Raw genomic sequence first — 19,173 nt, 5'->3', positions numbered from 1 at the left:
TCCTCAACACTGAGCATCATGCTGCTGTGCTGGAGGTTGAAGAAGCGGATCACAATCCGGCGGCCGTTCACATTCCACACACATGCCGGCACTACAGGATCATGCCAGGGGTTGGTCGGCTCGCCATAAAGCGCCGTCAACTGGCGGTGAAAGTCCTCAAAGCCTTGGCGGGTGGAGGGGTTGTCCGTGTCCATGGAGGAGTAGAGGTGCATACTGATACCCACGAAGCGCCCGTTGTGGGAGGTCCAAGACGACATAATCTCACGCGGCTTCTCCCCGATGCCCAGTGAGTAGTGATGCGTCTCTGTCGCAGTGGCGGCATCGTCCCAGCTGGCCCCGGAGGTGAAGCCTAGATCCAAGAACAACGTCTTTCTGTCGAATTCAGAGCGCGGCCACCTGCCGTCGACCATCCTTTCGATGAGCCCCACAATCTCGGCGGGATCGGGAACCAACGTTGTCAAAGGCTGCTGTGCGTCCATAAACGCAACGCTACCGCCACCGGAGGAATATTCCCATAGCCGCAACCTTATAGTTATCCGTGCATCCGGTTGCCCTGGACTAGTCCTCGTCGGTGAAGACCCAGTCGAGCATGTCAAACACAAACTCGCTGAACGTGCCTTCTTCGTTGACCCATGCGCCAGTGGCATTATTCCGTCGCCACACGATGGGATCCGGGACATCGGCCTGATCCACCAGCATGCCCCAGGTGTAGGCCTCGTCCTCGTCTTCTAGGAACAGCAGGTAGCCGTCCTCAATTTCAAGCTCCTCGGGATCCCAGAAGTAGTAGTACGCCTCCATGAGCTCTTCACAATTGCCCAAGGCGTGCAGAAATTCACGCAGCACCAGCGGCACCTTGATCTGCAATTCCTTAAAGACCGTGTCAAGGTCCACCAGCGTGATGCCGTCAGCCTCCTGCCACGGCTCCGCCAGGTACAACGGCACCAGGCCGCGGAACTTCTCTACGAACATGTCAGACATTCAAATCTCCGAAAATTGGCGTGCACTGCTCCAAGGACAATTCTAGCTGCGGCGGGGACGCCGTGCCGCCCAACTCCGGGCCGCTAAGGGAGCGTGCCAGCCATACCGGAGGCTGAGCAGCCGGAACGCGAAAACGACGACGGCGGCAACGGTTCCGGTTGCCAGGTTCAGCCATCCCACATGCCACAGGACAGTGGCCAGGGCGGCACCGGCAAAGGCGGGGATGGCATAAAGATCCTTGGGGTCAAAGACCTTCGGTACGTCATTGGCTGTGATGTCACGCAGGATGCCACCGCCCACAGCAGTGGTGACGCCCAATAGGATCGAGGCAACGGGGTTCATCCCGGCCTCCAGCGCCTTCAGCGTGCCGGTGATACAAAACAGAGCCAACCCTCCGGCGTCGAACATGAACAGGGGGCGGCCGCTGCGCTTGACGTTCTTGACGGTGAAATAGACCAGGAGGGCGGCAGCCACGGGAGGCACCAAGTACAGCTGGTTGGTAAACGCGGCTGGCGGGCCCTGATCAAGAATGATGTCCCTGACCACCCCGCCACCCAAACCAACCATGGAACCAAGCAGCACCGAGCCCACGAGGTCGAAGCCTTTGCGGGCTGCGAGCAGGCAACCGGAAACAGCGAAGAAGAAGACGCCCAGAAGGTCGAGCATGAGCGGAAGGTCAAAGGTCATGGGTGCATTCGATAGGGGGTGGCGAAATGGGGGAGGCCGCATCAAGCCTACGCGGCGCCGCAGATATGCGGCTAATCCTCCGGGACTTGGACGGGGCGCTTGCTGGCCAGTGCTGCCTTCAGCTGCATGTTTTCAGTTTCCAGATCCAGCACCAGCCGGATGCCCGCGAGGTTGAGCCCCGCGGACAGGAGCTCAGTGATTCGCGCCAGAACCATCAGATCCGTCTCACTGTAGCGGCGGGTTCCTCCAACGGTGCGCTCCGGCTGCACAAGGCCCCTGCGTTCGTAAAGCCGCAGGTTTTGCTGACCGATCCCGAGGAGTTCAGCCGCAACTGAGATGGCGTACGCGCCGCGATCCTGTGGACTCTCATTTCCCACCAGTAGCCAGCTCCTTGCGTTGCCTTGACTATGTTGCGTCTGCGTTCTATCTTAATTTCGTCACGAAGTTTCGGAAGAACTTCTTGCACCAATGTTTCATCTATGTTATAAAAAATCTATACCTTCCACCACAGATCGTGGAGGGGACCAACAAGTGAAAATGGCACCAAGTTCCACTGAGATCCAGTGGCGTTGAAAAGGAGTGAATTGCCATGTTGATGCGTACAGACCCGTTCCGTGAACTTGACCGTCTTGCCCAGCAGGTACTCGGCACTGCAGCCCGTCCAGCGGCGATGCCGATGGACGCTTGGCGTCAAGGTGACACTTTTGAGGTGGAGTTCGACCTGCCTGGAGTGAGCCCGGAGTCGATCAACCTGGATGTGGAACGCAACGTGGTCACCGTCAGGGCCGAACGCGAGGGTCTGGACGGGGACAGGGAAATGTTGGCCGCCGAGCGGCCGCGCGGGGTATTCAACCGCCAGTTGGTCCTGGGGGAGAACCTGGACACGGAGAATATCCAAGCAAGCTATGACACCGGTGTGCTGCGACTGCGCATTCCGGTGGCAGAAAAGGCCAAACCGCGCAAGATCGCCATCACCACGCAGCAGAAGGAGGGGGAACGTCAAGCCATCAATGCCTGATCACTACAACTCGCAACCACGGAGTAAGAACAGGAACTGATAGAAAGGCGGTTTCTCTGAACCTTGCTTAACTGCGACGAAAATTCAGCGGTCCCCGGCCAGATCCACGGCCGGGGACCGCTGCTCGTTCCGGACTACTAACCCATCGAAACCCGAAGGACTAGTGTGGCGGTATGAATGCTGCACCGCCGCTCATCCACATCCATGACTTCCACATGCACTTTGGCTCCAAGAAGGTCATTGAGGGGCTGAGCTTTGACGTTGCCCGAGGTGAGACCTTCGGGTTCCTGGGCAGCAACGGCAGTGGAAAGACGACGACGATCCGTGCCCTGCTGGGCATCTACCGTCCCACCTCGGGAACCCTTGAGATCAACGGGAAGGTGTTCAGTGACGACTTCGGCTCCCGGCTTGGGTACCTGCCGGAGGAGCGGGGGCTGTATAAAAAAGAGTCGGTGCTTGACGTCATGACCTACTTCGGCCGGCTCAAGGGGCTGTCGAAACAGAACGCGCAGGTATTTTCCCGGCAGTACCTGGACAGGGTGGATCTGGCGAACAAGGCCGATGTGCGCGTGGACAAGCTTTCCGGCGGGGAACAGCAAAAGATCCAGCTGGGTGTGACCATCATGAACGAACCCGAACTCCTCATTCTCGATGAACCCACCAAGGGCTTTGACCCTGTCAACAGGCGGCTCCTGATGGACATCATCGAAGAGCGCAAGGAAGCCGGTGCCACGGTCATGATGGTCACCCACCAAATGGAGGAGGTGGAGCGGTTGTGTGACCGGATCATCCTCCTCAAGGACGGCAGGGCCGAGGCCTACGGAACCATCGATGAGGTGCAGAATCAATTTGGCGGGCGCACCATCAAACTCAAATACTCCGGGAACCTGCCAACCTCGCCGCACTACAAGGTGGCTTTGCATGAAACGAACTATGCGGAGCTGTCCGTGGATGAGAGCATCGACGAGGCGCAGATACTCAAGGAACTGGTGCTGGCCGGCGTGGTGGTGCGCGGATTTGTGGCAGCCAAACGCAGCCTGGATGACATCTTCATCCAGATCTACGGCGAAGACGTGGCATCCGGAAGCACCGGCACCGCACCCGCCGGCAACAGCCACGGGCAGGTGAAGTGACATGGCCCGCCATAACCTGGGCACGGTAGTTCAATTCGAGTTCACCAGGACCGTGAAAAAACGTCGCTTCTGGATTGCCACACTGGCCATTCCGGTGCTGCTGGCCATTGTCTTCGTGCTGGTCTTTGTCAGCACTTCTTCAGCACAGGACCGCACCGAACAACAAAAAAACCAGAGCCTCGACTTCAGCTATTCCGACGCTTCGCAGCTCATTGATCCGGCCATTGCCACAGCGATGGGTGGGCGCATCGAGACCAGCCCGGGCACCGCCGTCGAACGTGTGAAGGAAGGCAAACTCAATGCCTATTTCAGTTTCCCGGCCAGCATCACGAAGGAACCGGTGCTGGTCTATGGCATGGATCAGGGCATTTTCAAGAACGGCACGTACGACGCCGTGGCCAAGCAGCTGGTCATTCTTTCGGCCCAGGAAAAGGTGGGCTCGGCTGAACTGACGGCCGCCGTGCAGGGAAATTTCAGCACCGAAGCGCAAACGTTCAAGGACGGCCAACCCTCCGGCGGCTTGGAAACCGTGGTGCCGCCGCTGCTGTTCCTGGTGCTGTTCTATGTGGTGATCATCCTGCTGGCCAATCAAATGCTGGCGTCAACGCTGGAGGAGAAGGAGAACCGGGTCACCGAAATGATCCTGACTACCCTTGACCCGACAACGCTGGTGGTGGGCAAGGTGATTTCGTTGTTCCTTGTCGGTGCGGTGCAGGCGCTGGTGTTTTCCACGCCCATGCTGCTGGGCTATGTGTTCTTCCGCGGGCAGCTGGCCATCCCGGACTTTGACCTTTCCGCGCTGCAATTCCAGTTCCTACCGATGATGGTGGGCGCGCTGCTGTTTATTGGCGGTTTCATCCTCTTTACCGGCGTACTGGTGGGCATTGGGGCCGTCATGCCCACGGCCAAGGATGCGGCTGCCGTGTTTGCCCCGGTCATGATCATGATGTTCGTCCCGTTTTACATTGTGACCCTGGTGGTCAGCGACCCCGGCTCCTTGATTGTGCAAGTCTTCACGTTCTTCCCCTTCACGGCGCCCATCACCGCCATTCTGCGCAACGCGTTTGGCTCACTCAACGGCGTCTCGGCGGCCATTGTGATTGCGGAACTATTCGTGTTCGGCCTGCTGGCCTTGCGCGTTGCCGTGCACTTGTTCCGCTACGGCTCCATCGAGTATTCCCGCAAGCTCTCGCTGCGCAGGGCCTTCACGAAAAAGGGCTGAGCGTCCTAATCCTTCTTCTTGTCTTTCTTCTCGAACGTCTCCAGGAACGCCCGGCGGGGGTGTTCAATGCCCGGCAGCGCGGTGAGGTCGCGCTTGCTGAAGGCGCCGACAATCCACGCCGAAAACACATGCCATTTGCGGTTGAAGGTTGGCACGGCAAGACCGTGGTACATCCTGTCGACGATCCAGGCGGGCCTGTTTTTAAGTTCAATACCCAGCACGACGGCGGCACCCCGGCCAACCCCATAGCTCGCCAAGGTACCCAGGGACTTGTGCTTGAATTCTGCAGGAGGCTTGCCTTCCAAGGCAGCCGCAATGTTCTGCGCCAGCACTTTCGCCTGGCGCACGGCGTTTTGGGCGTTGGGTGCGTAGAAGGCTGGCTGCTTTTCGGCAGTCGCGTCGGGGACTTGGGCGTTGTCGCCAGCCGCCCAGACGCCTGGCACGGGCACGCCGTCGTCGTCGATGACCTGAAGCTTGGCATTGGCACTGACATGCCCCTTGGGGCCGCGGGGTACGTCGGTGTCATCCAATACAGGGTTTGGCTTGACCCCCGCCGTCCAGACAATGGTGTTCGCGGCGAAGGTGCTGCCGTCGCTGAGGACTACCTGCGAATCCACGCAGGACTTCATCGTGGTCTCCAGACGAACGTCGATACCGCGCTCACGCAGCTGGGCAAGAGTGAACTTTGAGAGTTTAGGGCCCACCTCCGGTGCCACCCGGTCCAAGGCTTCCACCAGCACCCAACGCAGTTCGCTACGGTTCAGTGACGGGCGTTCATCCACTGCGAGCTTGGCCAGGTCACTGAGCTCGCACAGGGCTTCCACCCCCGTGTAGCCGCCACCCACGAAAACAAACGTCAAGGCCTTCGCCCGCACTTCCGGGTCGGTGGAGGATGCTGCAAGGGCAATGTTTCCCAACACTTGGTTGCGGACGTGGACGGCCTCCGCAAGGGTCTTGAAACCGATGCCGTGATCGGCCAAACCCGGCGTGGGAAAAGTCCTGCTGACTGCGCCCATGGCAAGGACTACGTGGTCAAAAGCCACTGTGGAGGTTTCGCCGCTGAGTGATTCAAGGCGGGCAGTGCGTCCTGCCACGTCCAGCGAGAGGAGCCGTCCGCGAAACAGGTCCATGCCCTTCAGTGCACGGGTCAGATCCACCGCAACGCTGCGGGCGTCAAGCTCGCCCCCAGCCACCTCCGGCAGCAGAGGCTGGTACGTCATGTACGGGTTGGGTTCAACCACCGTGACTCGCGCCTTGCCTGGGGGAAGTGCGCGGCGCAGCCCCCAGGCGGTGTAGAGGCCGACGTATCCGCCGCCAAGAATAAGGATGTGAGGGGACTGCTTGGGTGTCATGACCGCTCCTGGATTGCTGACTGTTCACCGTAGCCGTTCGGCTGCCTTCCCTTCCACGATCGCCCTGTTGGGCACGGACGTCAATGACCGGCCGTGCCGTGCCCTTGACGCGCTGGCCTCACAGGGCTCTAATGGCCACATGGGGAGGCAGCGCAAAGGTGACGGTCCAACGGACCGGCCGCGCAGGGGAGAATCGGCCCGCGCGGCCTCCATCCTGCCAGTTTCCGGCCCTCCGGCACGTCCTCTGATGGCGCCGTTGCAGCGCCGGGTCCTGTGGGTGGCCATCCTCGCATCTTTTGTGGCGTTTCTTGACGGTGCCATTGTCAATGTGGCACTTCCGGCCATCGAAGATGATCTCGGTGGTGGCCTGCCAACTCAACAATGGGTGGTTGATGCCTACCTGCTGACCCTGGGAGCCTTGATTCTCCTGGCAGGTTCACTCTCCGACAACTTTGGCAGGATCCGCATACTTCGTCTGGGGTTGGCCATTTTTGGTATCGCATCGCTGGCCTGCGCGGTGGCACCTACCGGGGGGCTACTCATTGCTGCCCGTGCCGTTCAGGGTGCCGGGGCCGCACTCCTGGTGCCCAGCTCGCTGGCCCTGATCACCTCCATTTTCAACGGTCCGGGCAGGGCCAAGGCCATCGGAACGTGGACCGCCTGGACGGGAACCGCTTTCGTCGCCGGCCCGCTGCTTGGAGGGGTGCTGGTGGAGTACATCAGTTGGCGGCTGGTGTTTGCGATCAACGTCATTCCCATCGCCGTCACGTTAGTGCTCCTTATGGGACTGGGGCGAACCCGGCCGGCTGCCGGAGCATTCGACGCCGGGAAAGGACACCCGCCGGTCGACGTCGTCGGCGCCGTCCTGGCGGCGGTGGGACTGGCCGGCACAGTGTTTGCCTTGATTGAGCAGCAACGCCTCGGCTGGCAGAACCCCGCCGTCTTTCTCCCGTTCGTAATGGGGATCCTGCTGCTGACTGCGTTCCTGCTCTGGGAAGCCAAGGCACGGCACCCCATGATGCCTCTGGTCCTGTTCCGGGCCCGCAATTTTGGTGTTGGCAATCTGGCCACGGCCTTTGTCTATGCGGGAGTGTCGCTGGGCCCGCTCATGGTGGTGATCTTCCTGCAGGAGGTTGCCGGATTCACGGCCGCGCAGGCTGGGCTGGCAACACTGCCGGTGGCGGTGCTTTCCATGTTCCTTGCAGGTGTGTTCGGAGGGTTGTCCGGGCGGTACGGCCCGCGACTGTTCATGGCGGTGGGCCCGGTTGTAGCCGGGATCGGCTTTTTGTTGATGATGACAGCCGGTGAGCCGTTTAACTTCTGGCTGCAGATGCTTCCGGGCATGGTTCTGTACGGCCTTGGCCTTGCCGTGACTGTGGCGCCGCTGACCTCGGCGATCCTCAGTGCGGTCCCTCCGCTGCAAAGCGGCATTGGTTCGGCAGTGAATAACGCAGTCTCCCGGGTGGCGGGCCTGGTCGCCATCGCCTTGGCCGGGATCATCGTTGGTACAGCGCTGGATATTGACTCGTTCCGGCGCATCATGGCGGTGGTTGCTGTTCTGCTGGTGATCGGAGGGGCCATCTCCGCCGTCGGAATTACCAACAAGGACGCCGGTGGCTTCATACCCGACGAATCGGCTGCCTGCTGCCAGGACAAGACCACTCCCGGAGCCGTCGCCGCCGGGTCCGGACAGAGCGGCTTCGGGCAGCCGCGCAAAGGACAATATGCCGCAAAATTTGGGGCGGCCGGACACAGATCCGGCCGCCACGGACCGTTACAAGCACATTAGGAGAAACCATGGACGCCAGAATCCCCGCTACGGCGGCAGACATCATGAGCAGCCCGGTGATAGCCATCCCCGGGGACACGGCAGTGGCCGAGATCGCGGATTTGCTCCGCGCCAACAGGATCAGCGGCGTGCCCGTCGTGGACGACTCGGGCCACGTCCTCGGATTGGTCAGCGAATTTGACCTGCTCGCGAAAGAGGGGGCAACGGCAGCATCCCTCATGACCACCGCCGTCATCTCCGTCAGCGCGGGAACCAGGATCGCAGATCTGCGGCACCTGCTGATCGAAAAACGAGTCCGGCGGCTCCCGGTTCTGGAGGACGGCCGAGTCGTGGGAATCGTGAGCCGTGGAGACATTGTCTCGCTGCTTGCCACGGAATGGGTGTGTGCGGTGTGTGGGGAACCCGTACGCGGGCCCACCCCGCCGGACAAATGCCCCCGTTGCCAGGCCGACGGCAGCCGGTTTGAACTTCATGAACAGTCGCCCGGGACCTGACAGTCCCCTCACAGCAGGCCCGGCAACCGGGCACCACTCAGCACAGCACTGCCAGAGCTACGCAGGCTTGAAGGAGAACCACAATGAAACAGTCGAGGACGGCGGAAGCCGAGCAGTTGGTGGAGTTTTACCGGCGGATGGTACTCATCCGCAAGTTCGAATTGAGCGCGGACCAGATGTACAAACGGGCCAAGGTCGGCGGCTATTGCCACTTGAACCTGGGCGAAGAGGCGTCAGTGGTGGGGCTGATGGACGCATTGCGGCCCACTGACTACCTTTTCACCAACTACCGCGACCATGGCTACGCCCTGATGCGTGGCATGGACACCGGCAAGGTCATGGCTGAACTTTTTGGCAAGACCACCGGCGTCTCCAAAGGACGTGGCGGGTCCATGCACTTGTTCGACACTGAGAAGCGGATGCTCGGCGGCTATGGGATTGTGGGCGGCCAGATCCCCCCGGCGACTGGCGCGGCGCTGGCATTGACGTACCGGGGTGCACCGGGACCGGATGCTGAGGCCGTCATGTGCCAGATGGGGGACGGGACCACTAATATTGGCGCCTTCCACGAATCGCTGAACCTGGCGGCCGTGTGGTCGCTGCCCATTGTCTACGTGGTCATTAACAACAGGCTTGGCATGGGCACCACCGTGGAGATGGCGGCAGGGGAGCCGGAACTGTACAAGCGTGGCGCCTCTTACCGGATTCCCGGGGTCAGGGCCGACGGCGGGGACGTCCTGGCTGTGCGCCAAGCAGCCACCGAAGCACTGGACCAAGCCCGGACTGAGCGCCGGCCAGCCTTGCTGGAATTGATGAGCTACCGGTTGCGCGGCCACTCCGTGGTTGACCCGGCACGGTACCGTTCAGCGGCGGATGTTGAAACTGCCCAAGAGGCGGATCCGGTGCCGGCATTGCGTGCCCGGCTGATTGCCGATGGCACGCTCACCGAAAAGCAGACAGCGGCCATTGAAACCAAAGTGGATGGTGAGGTGGCGGCGGCCGTGGCGTTCGCGGATGCGGGGCCTGACCCCACCCCTGATCAACTCTTCGACTACGCGTATGCAACCCCGGTACCCAATGCGCCCACGGCACTTCCCGGCGAAAGGATGGTGGTGCTGCCATGAGCACAGAAGCAGACAAGACAACGCTGGTCACTTACCGGCAGGCCCTGAACGACGCCCTCCGGAGCGAGATGAGCCGCGATGACAAGGTGATCCTCGTAGGTGAGGAAATCGGCATCTTTGAAGGTTCCTACAAAATCACGGCAGGGCTGTTGACCGAATTCGGCCCGGAACGAGTCAGGGATACTCCCATCGCGGAGGAGGGCTTCGTGGGGGCGGCCATCGGTGCCGCGATGCTGGGCATGCGCCCGGTGGTGGAGATCATGACACTGAACTTCAGCCTGATCGCCATCGACCAGATCGTGAACCACGCAGCGAAGATCTACGGCATGTTCGGTGGGCAGCAAAGCGTGCCCATGGTGATTAGGATGCCAGGCGGCGGCGGGCAGCAGCTGGCTGCCACACACTCACAAAACCTGGAGGTCTGGTACGCGCACGTACCCGGGCTCAAGGTGGTGGCACCCTCCACCCCCGCCGACGCCAAGGCCTTGCTGCTGGCGGCCATCAGGGACGACGACCCCGTCATCTTTCTGGAGAACCTGGCCCTGTACAACACGAAGGGCGAGGTCCCCGCAGGTGACGTGCCGGCGGAAATTGGCCGGGCCGCCGTCGTCAAGGAGGGTACCGACCTGACGGTCATCGCGTACTCGCGGGCCACGACCATCGCTGTTGAGGTGGCTCGCCAGATGGCGGAGGAAGGTATCTCCGTGGAGGTCGTGGACTTGCGCAGCCTGCGCCCCCTTGACCGTCCCACCATCTGTGCCTCCGTGCGCAAGACTGGCCGGGCGGTGGTGCTGGAGGACGACTGGCTCAGCTACGGGATCGGTGCGGAGATCTCGGCCACTTTGATGGAGGGTGCGTTCGACTACCTGGACGCGCCCGTGCGCAGGGTGGCGGCGGCCGAAGTCCCGCTCCCGTACGCGAAACCCTTGGAACGCCGTGCCCTGCCCGATGCCGGGGACCTGCGCCGCGTGATCCTTGAACTGCTCGATGACACAAGTTTCGAAAGCTAGGAGGACCCCATGCCAGAGGTAATTATGCCCCGCCTTTCCGACACCATGGAGGAAGGGATTCTGGGTCGTTGGCTCAAGCACGAAGGCGACACAGTCAAGGCCGGCGACGTTATCGGTGAGATTGAAACGGACAAGGCCACGATGGACTTGGAGGCGTTTGACGACGGCGTGCTGGAGCGTCTGCTGGTGGCCGAGGGCGCCACTGTGGCCATCGGCCAGCCTGTCGCATTCATTGGTGACGGCAGTGGTACCGGCGCTGGTTCTGCTCCTGACGCCGCTGCTCCGGAAGGCGGCGGTTCGGCAGAGGTGGCCTCGCCCGCAAGCGAGGGCCTGGCCCCGAAAAGTGCTGCCCACTCCGATGCCGACGCCCACGGTCATGCCGATGGCAGGGTGTTCGCATCTCCGTTGGCGCGCAAGATGGCGGTGGAACGGGGCCTTGATCCTGCGGATATTAAGGGCACCGGTCCCGGTGGCCGGGTGGTCAGAGCAGACGTTCTGGCCGCAGGGGAACACGCCCCTGGCGACCATGCCGCCGGCGACCACGGTGCTGCTGCCAGCCGAAATGAGAAGGCCCCCTCGCCGTCGTCCACGCCTGCACCTGCGACTGGCTCTTCACCTGCTGCACAGGAGGACTCGGTTGAGATCCCGTTGACGCAGATGCGCAAGGTCGTGGCCAAACGGCTGACCGAGAGCTCTGCGGTGCCGCACTTCTTCCTGACGGCCGTGGTTCAGATGGATGCGCTGCTGGAGTTCCGCAGTGGAATCAATGCGAGGTTTGCGGATGTGGGGGTCAAGGCGAGCGTCACCGACCTGCTGGTGCGCGCCTGTGCGGTGGCGCTGCGGGCACACCCGGTGGTGAATTCGTCGTGGGCCGGTGACAAGATCTATCAGCATCGGCACGTCAACGTGGGCCTGGCCGTTGCGGTGCCGGACGGCCTGATTGTGCCTGTGGTGCGGGATGCGGACAGGAAGGGCCTGGCGGAGATCGCCACGGAAACACGGGACTTGGCCAGCAAGGCCAGGGAAGGGACCTTGACGCTGCAGCAGTTCAGCGGCGGGACGTTTACGGTCAGCAACTTGGGCATGTTCGGGATCGACAATTTCACGGCCATCATCAACCCGCCCGAAGCGGCGATCCTCGCCGTGGGTGCAACGTCGGAGGAGCCGGTGGTGCGCGACGGTGAACTCACCACACGGAAAGTACTCAAACTCACCCTGACGGTGGACCACCGGGTTCTCGATGGTGCCACAGCGGCCGCGTTCCTGCAGAACCTCAAGCAGATCTTGGAGGACCCGATGCGGATAGTACTCTAAAGCCACACCGGCCGGCAGCGAGGCTTCCAACTAACGTACATTGGCAGCAAGATCAGCCCGCACGCCGGCAGCCCGGCCAGAAGGAGTTTGCCCATGAACACGTCACGAGTCGATGCAGCCCCACCAAGCGTGGACACTTTCATGATCGCGTGCGCCCACGGCACCAACAACGCTGAGGGCCAACAGCGCATCAATCAGGTCAGGGCCGAAATTGCTGAACTTCGGCCGGGTTTGCGGGTCCTTGAGGCATACGTTGACGTTCAAGAGCCCGCGCTCCCCGACGTGGTGGCGAGCGTGGCGCCAGGGGTGCGGGCCGTCGTCGTGCCGCTGCTGCTCACGGTGGGATTCCATGTGCAGGTGGACATTGCCGAAGCCGTTGCCAGCCGTTCGGACACGGTGGCCGCCGCACCGCTGGGGCCTGATCCCCGCCTGGCCAAACTGCTGGATGAGCGGCTCGGGAAACTACCGCATGGCTGGGGGATTGTGTTGGCCGCTGCCGGGTCCTCACGCCCGGAAGCTGCCGAGCAGATTGAAGTGCTGGCTGCTGATTTGGCTGTGCGCCGCCCGGAGCGGATCGTGGCGGCGTACGGTGCAAGCGCGCGCCCATCGATACCGGAAGCGGTCGCACAGCTGCGCGCCGAGGGTGCGGCCGGGGTTGCCGTGGCGTCCTATCTATTGGCACCGGGCTATTTCCACGACCAACTGGCCAACGCGGGAGCCGACCTGGTGTCTGAACCGCTGCTGCCCTCGCAACTGCTGGCCGAGTTGGCCTTGGAGCACTTCGACGCAGCCATTTCCGCAGCATCGAGGGCCTGATTAGCGCGGAGCTGTCGGCTTCTGCGCACGCCCCGGCTCCAACCATGCGCATGCGCCTTCATGCGCATGGTTAGAGCCCAGCGCCGCGCAGAAGCTGATAGTCCTGCGCGTCAGGGGAGGCCCGGCGTCGTGCGTGGCAGGAAAAGCCGCTCCGCCGGGCAAGCACAGAGCCGCGGTAAATGGTGCGTGTGACGAAATATTGCCCAAGGTGAACCCGCGTTGCAATCGTGATTGGCGCGGGCCTGGTGGCAACCTACGCTCGTTTCATGACACAGACAGCTCTAGCCGGAGCCACCTCCCCAGACACTAAACCGACCCCCGCCACGCGTCCGGTCCGCGCACGCCCGGCCGCCAAGCCGCACGGACAGTGGAAGGTGGATGGTAAGGCGCCGCTGAACCCGGTGGAGGTCTTCAAGCAGGAGGACGACGGACTGTCCGTGCGCCACCGCATTGAGACCATCTACTCCAAGCAGGGCTTTGACTCGATCGCCGACGATGATCTGCACGGCCGTTTCCGCTGGTGGGGGCTGTACACGCAGCGCAAGCAGGGGATCGACGGCGGCAAGACGGCCTCGCTGGAACCGCATGAGCTCGAGGACAGCTACTTCATGATGCGGGTGCGGACCGACGGCGGAAAGCTCACCACCGAGCAGTTGCGCGTCATTGGCCAGATTTCCATTGACTTTGCGCGCAACACGGCGGATTTGACCAACCGCCAGAACATCCAGTTCCACTGGATCGAGGTCGAGAACGTTCCTGAGATCTGGCGCCGCCTCGAAGCCGCCGGACTGCAAACCACCGAGGCCTGCGGTGATGTGCCCCGCGGCATGCTTGGCTCACCCGTGGCGGGCATCGCTAAAGCGGAGATCATTGACCCCACCGATTTCCTACTGGAACTGCGCGAGCGGTTCATTGGCAACCCGCAGTTTTCCAACCTGCCGCGCAAGTACAAGACTTCCATCACCGGCTACCCGGACCATGACACCATCCACGAAATCAACGACATCTCCTTTGTTGGCGTGCGGCATCCGGAATTCGGTCCCGGTTACGACCTGTGGGTGGGCGGCGGGCTCTCCACCGCACCCCGGCTGGCCCAGCGTGTTGGCGTGTTTGTGCCGCCGGAAGAAGGCCCCGCAGTGTGGGAGGGCGTCACCAGCATCTTCCGTGATTATGGTTACCGGCGCATGCGCAACAAGGCCCGCCTGAAGTTCCTGATGGAGGACTGGGGTGCGGAGAAGTTCCGTCAGGTCCTCGAGGATGAATACCTGGGCCACCAGCTGCCCGACGGCGTGGTCCCGCCCAAGGCGAAAGTCAACGGTGACCATGTTGGGGTCCACGAGCAAAAGGACGGCAACTTCTTCATCGGCGCAGCCCCGTGCGTGGGACGTTTCTCCGGTACCGGAATGCTGGCCCTGGCTGATCTGCTGGAAGCGCACGGATCCCACCGTGTGCGCACCACCCCGCTGCAGAAAATCATCGCCCTGGATATTCCCAAGGACCACATTGAGGCAGTGATTTCCGGGCTGGATGAGATCGGGTTGTCCGCCCGGCCGTCCGTCTTCCGCCGCAACACCATGGCGTGCACCGGTGTCGAGTTTTGCAAGCTGGCCATCGTGAACACGAAGGACACGGCCATCAACATCATTGGCGAGCTCGAGGAGCGGCTGGCTGACCTCGTGGACGCCGGGGAACTTGATGAGCCGCTCACGCTGTACCTCAACGGCTGCCCCAACTCGTGTGCCCGGATCCAGACGGCGGACATTGGCCTGAAAGGCATCATTGTTCCCACGGCCGACGGCGGCACAACAGGAGGTTTTCAGGTCCACCTGGGTGGCGGCTTGTCCTCGCACAACCGTGAGGAGGCCGGACTGGGCCGCACCGTTCGTGGACTCAAGGTGGCCATCCCCGACCTGCCCGACTACGTGGAGCGAGTCATTCGCAGTTACGTGGCCAACAAGTTGGCCGAAGAGACCTTTGCCGAGTTCGCCCACCGGGTTGATGAGGAGTTACTCAAATGACTGTGACAACGCTCCGATCACAGGCCGAGCTCCAAGCCCTGGCCGAATCCGGCGCAGCGGAACTGCCGTGGGACGCGGCCGCGCAGGAAGTCATCGCCTGGGTGGCGCGGAACTTCACAACGCAAGCATCCGCCGTCGCCTGTTCCATGGCCGACGCCGTGCTGCCAGCCTTGGTGGCCGAGCAACTGCCAGGAGTGGACGTCTTGTTCCTGGACACCGGCTACCACTTCGAAGAAACCTACGCCACGCGGGATGAGGTGGCGAAGAACCTGCGCGTCAACGTGGTGGACGTCAAGCCGGTGCACACCGTCGCCGACCAGGATTCACTGCTGGGCAAGGACCTCTTTGCCGCGGATCCCGCCACCTGCTGTGCGCTTCGCAAGGTAGAACCGCTGCACCGCTCACTCCAAGACTACGAATTGTGGTTCACCGGAGTGCGCCGCGACGAAGCCCCCACCCGCACCAACACGCCCTTGGTGGTGTGGGATGAAAAGAACGGGCTGATCAAGGTCAACCCGGTCGCCACGTGGAGCTATGAAGAACTGCTGCGCTACTCCAATGACAACCTTTTGCCCGTGAATCCATTGCTCAGCCAGGGCTACCCGTCCATTGGCTGTGCTCCGTGCACCAACAAAGTGGCCCCCGGCGCCGACCCCAGGTCCGGACGCTGGGCCGGAACCTCCAAGACAGAATGCGGACTACACGTATGAGCACCCAAATTACTGAAACCCCTCCGGCGGTTGAAGCGCTCGAGACCCTCGAAGCCCCCACCTTGAATTCCCTGGACCTGCTTGAATCGGAGGCCATCCACATCATCCGTGAGGTGGTGGCCGAGTTTGAGCGTCCGGCGCTGCTGTTCTCCGGCGGCAAGGACTCCGTCCTGATGCTGCACCTGGCCACGAAGGCATTCTGGCCGGGCAAGGTCCCATTCCCGGTGTTGCACGTGGACACTGGCCACAACTTCCCGGAGGTCATTGAGTTCCGTGACCGTACCGTGGAACGCCTGGGCCTGCGCCTGGAAGTGGGTTCGGTGCAGCACTTTATCGACAGCGGCGAACTGGCTGAACGGGCTGATGGAACCCGCAACCCGTTGCAGACCGTGCCGCTGCTGGACGCCATTGCCCGGAACCGCTTTGACGCCGTCTTTGGTGGTGGTCGCCGTGATGAGGATAAGGCCCGGGCCAAGGAACGTATCCTGTCCCTGCGCGACGAGTTTGGCCAGTGGGATCCGCGCAACCAGCGCCCGGAACTGTGGAACCTGTACAACGGCCGCCACACGGTGGGCCAGCATGTGCGCGCGTTCCCCATCAGTAACTGGACCGAACTGGATGTGTGGCGCTACATCGCCCGCGAGAACATCGAGCTACCGGGCCTGTACTACGCCCATGAACGGGAAGTGTTTGAACGCGACGGCATGTGGCGGGCGGTGGGCGAGGTTTCCAAGCCGCGCCCCACGGAGGAAGTCGTGCTCAAGCAGGTCCGCTACCGCACGGTGGGGGACATGTCCTGCACCGGCGCCGTGGCCTCCGACGCCACCACCGTCCACGACGTGGTGCGTGAAGTTGCCGCCTCCACCCTGACCGAACGTGGCGCCACCCGGGCCGATGACCGCATCTCCGAGGCAGCCATGGAAGACCGCAAGAAAGACGGCTACTTCTAATGAGCACCATCACCGAAGCGCCCCTCGCGCAGTCAACACTTTTCCGTTTCGCCACGGCCGGTTCCGTGGACGACGGCAAGTCCACCCTCGTGGGCCGCCTGCTCCACGACTCCAAGGCCATTCTGGCTGACACGCTCGACGCCGTCACCCGCACCTCGGCGGACCGCGGCTTTGGCGGGGAGAACGGCAGCACGCAGAAGATCGATCTGGCGCTGCTCACTGACGGCCTGCGCGCCGAACGCGAGCAGGGCATCACCATTGACGTGGCCTACCGATACTTCGCCACGGACCGGCGCAGCTTCATCCTGGCCGACTGCCCCGGGCACGTGCAGTACACCAAGAACACGGTGACGGGCGCGTCCACTGCGGATGCCGTCGTCGTTCTTATCGACGCCCGTAAGGGTGTCCTGGAGCAGACGCGTCGGCACTTGTCGGTGCTGCGCCTGCTGCGGGTGCCGAACGTGCTGGTGGCTGTGAACAAGATTGACCTGGTCGATTTCCGCGAGGACATCTTCCGCGCCATTGAGACTGATCTGCACAAGGTGGCCGCGGAAATTGGCCTTAGCGACGTGGTGGTGGTGCCGGTTTCCGCCCTTGAAGGCGACAATGTGGTGGAGCCGTCCACGCACACGCCCTGGTACACCGGCCCCAGTCTGCTGGACATCTTGGAGACGCTGCCCAGCACCGATGAGCTGGAGCGCGGGCTGGAACCATTCCGCTTCCCGGTGCAGTTGGTGGTCCGCCCCCAGGGTGCGCTGGCGCCTGAGCTCGCTGACGCGGACGACGCCGGAGCCTCCTTCCGCGACTACCGCGCCTATGCGGGGCAAGTGGCTTCGGGGTCGGTGTCCGTGGGGGATGACATCACCGTACTGCCCTCGGGGCGCACTGCAACAGTGGTGGGCATTGACTTTGCCGGGCGATCGCTGGATCGGGCGGTGGCGCCGCAGTCGGTGTCACTGCGCCTGAGCGAGGAGATCGACATTGCCCGCGGCGACGTGATCGCGCAAACCGGCACCTTTGGTGAGGCGCGCCAAGACCTGTATGCGGAACTGTGCTGGCTCTCCACGAAGCCGCTGCGTGAAGGGTCCAAGGTGCTGATCAAGCACGGCAGCAAGACGGTGCAGGGTCTGATCCGTGCAGTGACAGGCAAGCTGGACCTGGAGTCGTTCGCGTATGAAGCGGCGTCCGGGCTGGAACTGAATGACATTGGCACGGCTCAAATCCGGCTGTCGTCGGCGTTGCCGATCGAAACGTACGCCCGGCACCGCCGCACCGGCGCGTTCCTGGTGATCGATCCGCAGGACGGCAATACTCTGGCTGCCGGACTGGTCAGAGACCATCCTGGGGATCATGAGGACGAGCGGTACAGCATCTAACGGGCTCGTGGTGGTCGAGCCTGTCGAGATCCACATCTCGGCAGCTTCGACCACCACCATCTATATGACAGCTAACGCGGGTAATTGAGCCGGGCACCCGCATTATGTCCCATATAGACAGCCCCAGAGTCTCGACGCAGCCACCGATCACCGGCGGCAGGATACTATCGCCCTGTGCAACTAAATCAACTGCCTGTGCGCCGGTCTGGATGGACCGGTCCTCGCAACGCCGCAACGGTGTTGTTGCTGGGCATGTCTCAGATCTTCTTTCAAGCGAAAGTCATCCCCGGGCTGCTTATCCTCATCGCCTTCGTCATTGCCGACTGGCGGATGGCGCTCCTTGTCCTCTTGGGTGCGGCAAGCAATTCCGTTGCCGGGGTGCTGCTGCGGTTTCCGCCCAGCACGGTGCGCACAGGCCACCACGGATTTTGCGGCGCCTTGGTGGGAGCCGCAGCGTTCGCCGCCCTGGGCAGTGGATGGTTGGGCGTAGCTGCTACCGTGATCGGCGGACTGCTGTGCGGGCCCATCACGTGGTTGCTGGTGAAGGCCTTCAGTTCTGCACCGCTGAAAGCATTGCGGCTGCCGTACCTGACGGCACCATTTTGCATCGTGGCCAGCGTGATGTTTTTTGCCACCTCCGGCCACCACGTTTCACGCGAGCCCGTGGTCTTGAATGAGAGCCTGACATCGCTGTTCTTCCGCTCCATCCTGAGCAACGTGTCCCAGGTGGTACTCGTCGATAGCGTCGTTGTCGGGGTGCTGATCCTGCTGGCGTTGTTCCTCTCTCATTGGAAGGTGGGACTGGCTGCCCTGCTGGGCAGTGTGGTGCTGAGCGTTTTGGCTGTCTCAACCGGAAAAGACCAGTTGCTGCTGGGGCACGGAATGCTGGGCTACTCCGAAGTTCTGGTGTCCATCGCACTCGCTGCCGTGTTCCTGAAAGGGACGTGGCAGCCATGGGTCATGGCCATCGCGGGAACCTTGCTGGTGGGCGTTGTACGGATACCCATTCAAGATTGGGACGGCGTCTACACCTGGCCATTTGTGCTCACCACGTGGATACTGCTGTCCGTGGGTCATTTCATCCCTGGCATCAAACGCAGCTGATCCGCTGTAAAAGGAGCCCAAGACAAAGCCGTGTTACAGTTATTATCAACTTGATAATAACAACGAACGCGACACGGA

The 19,173-nt window shown here is 62.2% G+C and carries 19 protein-coding genes; 14 read left to right on the top strand and 5 right to left on the bottom strand.

What is annotated here, in order from left to right; all coding sequences use genetic code 11:
• The 4 genes from Q4P21_RS05985 to Q4P21_RS05970 form a co-directional block, all read right to left on the bottom strand.
• The coding region (locus tag Q4P21_RS05985; protein ID WP_303387895.1) for a hypothetical protein at positions 1 to 479 on the bottom strand (479 nt) is incomplete at its 3' end.
• Positions 480 to 558: 79 nt separating this feature from the next.
• Complete coding sequence (locus Q4P21_RS05980) at positions 559 to 978, bottom strand: hypothetical protein (protein WP_303387894.1); 420 nt, start codon at positions 976 to 978, stop codon at positions 559 to 561.
• Between the two features lie 42 nt (positions 979 to 1,020).
• Positions 1,021 to 1,665 carry a trimeric intracellular cation channel family protein gene (locus Q4P21_RS05975; protein ID WP_303387893.1) on the bottom strand — a complete coding sequence of 215 codons (645 nt, stop codon included), beginning with the start codon at positions 1,663 to 1,665 and terminating at the stop codon, positions 1,021 to 1,023.
• Positions 1,666 to 1,736: 71 nt separating this feature from the next.
• Positions 1,737 to 2,042 (bottom strand): MerR family transcriptional regulator, encoded by a 306-nt coding sequence (locus Q4P21_RS05970; protein ID WP_303387892.1) that lies wholly within the window; start codon positions 2,040 to 2,042, stop codon positions 1,737 to 1,739.
• A gap of 212 nt (positions 2,043 to 2,254) precedes the next feature.
• Here Q4P21_RS05970 and Q4P21_RS05965 point away from each other — a divergent pair, with 212 nt between their 5' ends.
• The 3 genes from Q4P21_RS05965 to Q4P21_RS05955 all read left to right on the top strand — a co-directional run bounded on the left by Q4P21_RS05965 (position 2,255) and on the right by Q4P21_RS05955 (position 5,038).
• Positions 2,255 to 2,683, top strand: a complete 429-nt coding sequence (locus Q4P21_RS05965; RefSeq protein ID WP_207343322.1) for an Hsp20/alpha crystallin family protein — start codon at positions 2,255 to 2,257, stop codon at positions 2,681 to 2,683.
• 173 nt (positions 2,684 to 2,856) lie between these two features.
• Positions 2,857 to 3,816 carry an ABC transporter ATP-binding protein gene (locus Q4P21_RS05960; RefSeq protein WP_303387891.1) on the top strand — a complete coding sequence of 320 codons (960 nt, stop codon included), beginning with the start codon at positions 2,857 to 2,859 and terminating at the stop codon, positions 3,814 to 3,816.
• 1 nt (position 3,817) lies between these two features.
• Complete coding sequence (locus tag Q4P21_RS05955) at positions 3,818 to 5,038, top strand: ABC transporter permease (protein ID WP_303387890.1); 1,221 nt, start codon at positions 3,818 to 3,820, stop codon at positions 5,036 to 5,038.
• 5 nt (positions 5,039 to 5,043) lie between these two features.
• On the opposite strand, the gene Q4P21_RS05950 is transcribed toward Q4P21_RS05955, so the two are convergent.
• Complete coding sequence (locus Q4P21_RS05950) at positions 5,044 to 6,390, bottom strand: NAD(P)/FAD-dependent oxidoreductase (protein WP_303387889.1); 1,347 nt, start codon at positions 6,388 to 6,390, stop codon at positions 5,044 to 5,046.
• 247 nt (positions 6,391 to 6,637) lie between these two features.
• Here Q4P21_RS05950 and Q4P21_RS05945 point away from each other — a divergent pair, with 247 nt between their 5' ends.
• From Q4P21_RS05945 to Q4P21_RS05895, 11 genes are all read left to right on the top strand, one after another.
• Positions 6,638 to 8,179, top strand: coding sequence for an MFS transporter (locus Q4P21_RS05945; protein WP_303387888.1), 1,542 nt, complete (start codon positions 6,638 to 6,640; stop codon positions 8,177 to 8,179).
• A gap of 8 nt (positions 8,180 to 8,187) precedes the next feature.
• Positions 8,188 to 8,673, top strand: coding sequence for a CBS domain-containing protein (locus tag Q4P21_RS05940; RefSeq protein ID WP_303387887.1), 486 nt, complete (start codon positions 8,188 to 8,190; stop codon positions 8,671 to 8,673).
• Between the two features lie 83 nt (positions 8,674 to 8,756).
• On the top strand, positions 8,757 to 9,797 hold the full coding sequence (gene pdhA, locus Q4P21_RS05935; protein WP_303387886.1) for a pyruvate dehydrogenase (acetyl-transferring) E1 component subunit alpha: 1,041 nt from the start codon (positions 8,757 to 8,759) through the stop codon (positions 9,795 to 9,797).
• On the top strand, positions 9,794 to 10,807 hold the full coding sequence (locus tag Q4P21_RS05930; protein WP_207343316.1) for an alpha-ketoacid dehydrogenase subunit beta: 1,014 nt from the start codon (positions 9,794 to 9,796) through the stop codon (positions 10,805 to 10,807). Before pdhA ends, Q4P21_RS05930 begins: the two co-directional genes overlap by 4 nt.
• Before the next feature lie 9 nt (positions 10,808 to 10,816).
• Positions 10,817 to 12,121: a dihydrolipoamide acetyltransferase family protein gene (locus Q4P21_RS05925; RefSeq protein ID WP_303387885.1), complete on the top strand. Its 1,305-nt coding sequence runs from the start codon at positions 10,817 to 10,819 to the stop codon at positions 12,119 to 12,121.
• Between the two features lie 93 nt (positions 12,122 to 12,214).
• Positions 12,215 to 12,937: a sirohydrochlorin chelatase gene (locus Q4P21_RS05920; protein WP_303387884.1), complete on the top strand. Its 723-nt coding sequence runs from the start codon at positions 12,215 to 12,217 to the stop codon at positions 12,935 to 12,937.
• A 266-nt stretch (positions 12,938 to 13,203) separates the two neighbouring features.
• On the top strand, positions 13,204 to 14,955 hold the full coding sequence (locus tag Q4P21_RS05915; RefSeq protein ID WP_303387883.1) for a nitrite/sulfite reductase: 1,752 nt from the start codon (positions 13,204 to 13,206) through the stop codon (positions 14,953 to 14,955).
• Entirely contained in the window at positions 14,952 to 15,665 is a 714-nt protein-coding gene (locus Q4P21_RS05910; protein WP_303387882.1) for a phosphoadenylyl-sulfate reductase, read from the top strand. The genes Q4P21_RS05915 and Q4P21_RS05910 overlap by 4 nt, the downstream gene beginning before the upstream one ends.
• Positions 15,662 to 16,615 (top strand): sulfate adenylyltransferase subunit CysD, encoded by a 954-nt coding sequence (gene cysD, locus Q4P21_RS05905; RefSeq protein WP_303387881.1) that lies wholly within the window; start codon positions 15,662 to 15,664, stop codon positions 16,613 to 16,615. The genes Q4P21_RS05910 and cysD overlap by 4 nt, the downstream gene beginning before the upstream one ends.
• Complete coding sequence (locus tag Q4P21_RS05900; RefSeq protein WP_303387880.1) at positions 16,615 to 17,991, top strand: sulfate adenylyltransferase subunit 1; 1,377 nt, start codon at positions 16,615 to 16,617, stop codon at positions 17,989 to 17,991. Before cysD ends, Q4P21_RS05900 begins: the two co-directional genes overlap by 1 nt.
• A 174-nt stretch (positions 17,992 to 18,165) precedes the next feature.
• Positions 18,166 to 19,095 carry an urea transporter gene (locus Q4P21_RS05895; RefSeq protein WP_303387879.1) on the top strand — a complete coding sequence of 310 codons (930 nt, stop codon included), beginning with the start codon at positions 18,166 to 18,168 and terminating at the stop codon, positions 19,093 to 19,095.
• Positions 19,096 to 19,173 lie beyond the last annotated feature (78 nt).

It is taken from the genome of Arthrobacter sp., assembly GCF_030540645.1.
In the GTDB taxonomy this organism is placed as follows: Bacteria; Actinomycetota; Actinomycetes; order Actinomycetales; family Micrococcaceae; genus Specibacter.
Note: the sequence above shows the minus strand (reverse complement) of the source record. Positions and strands in the feature narration are given on the sequence as shown.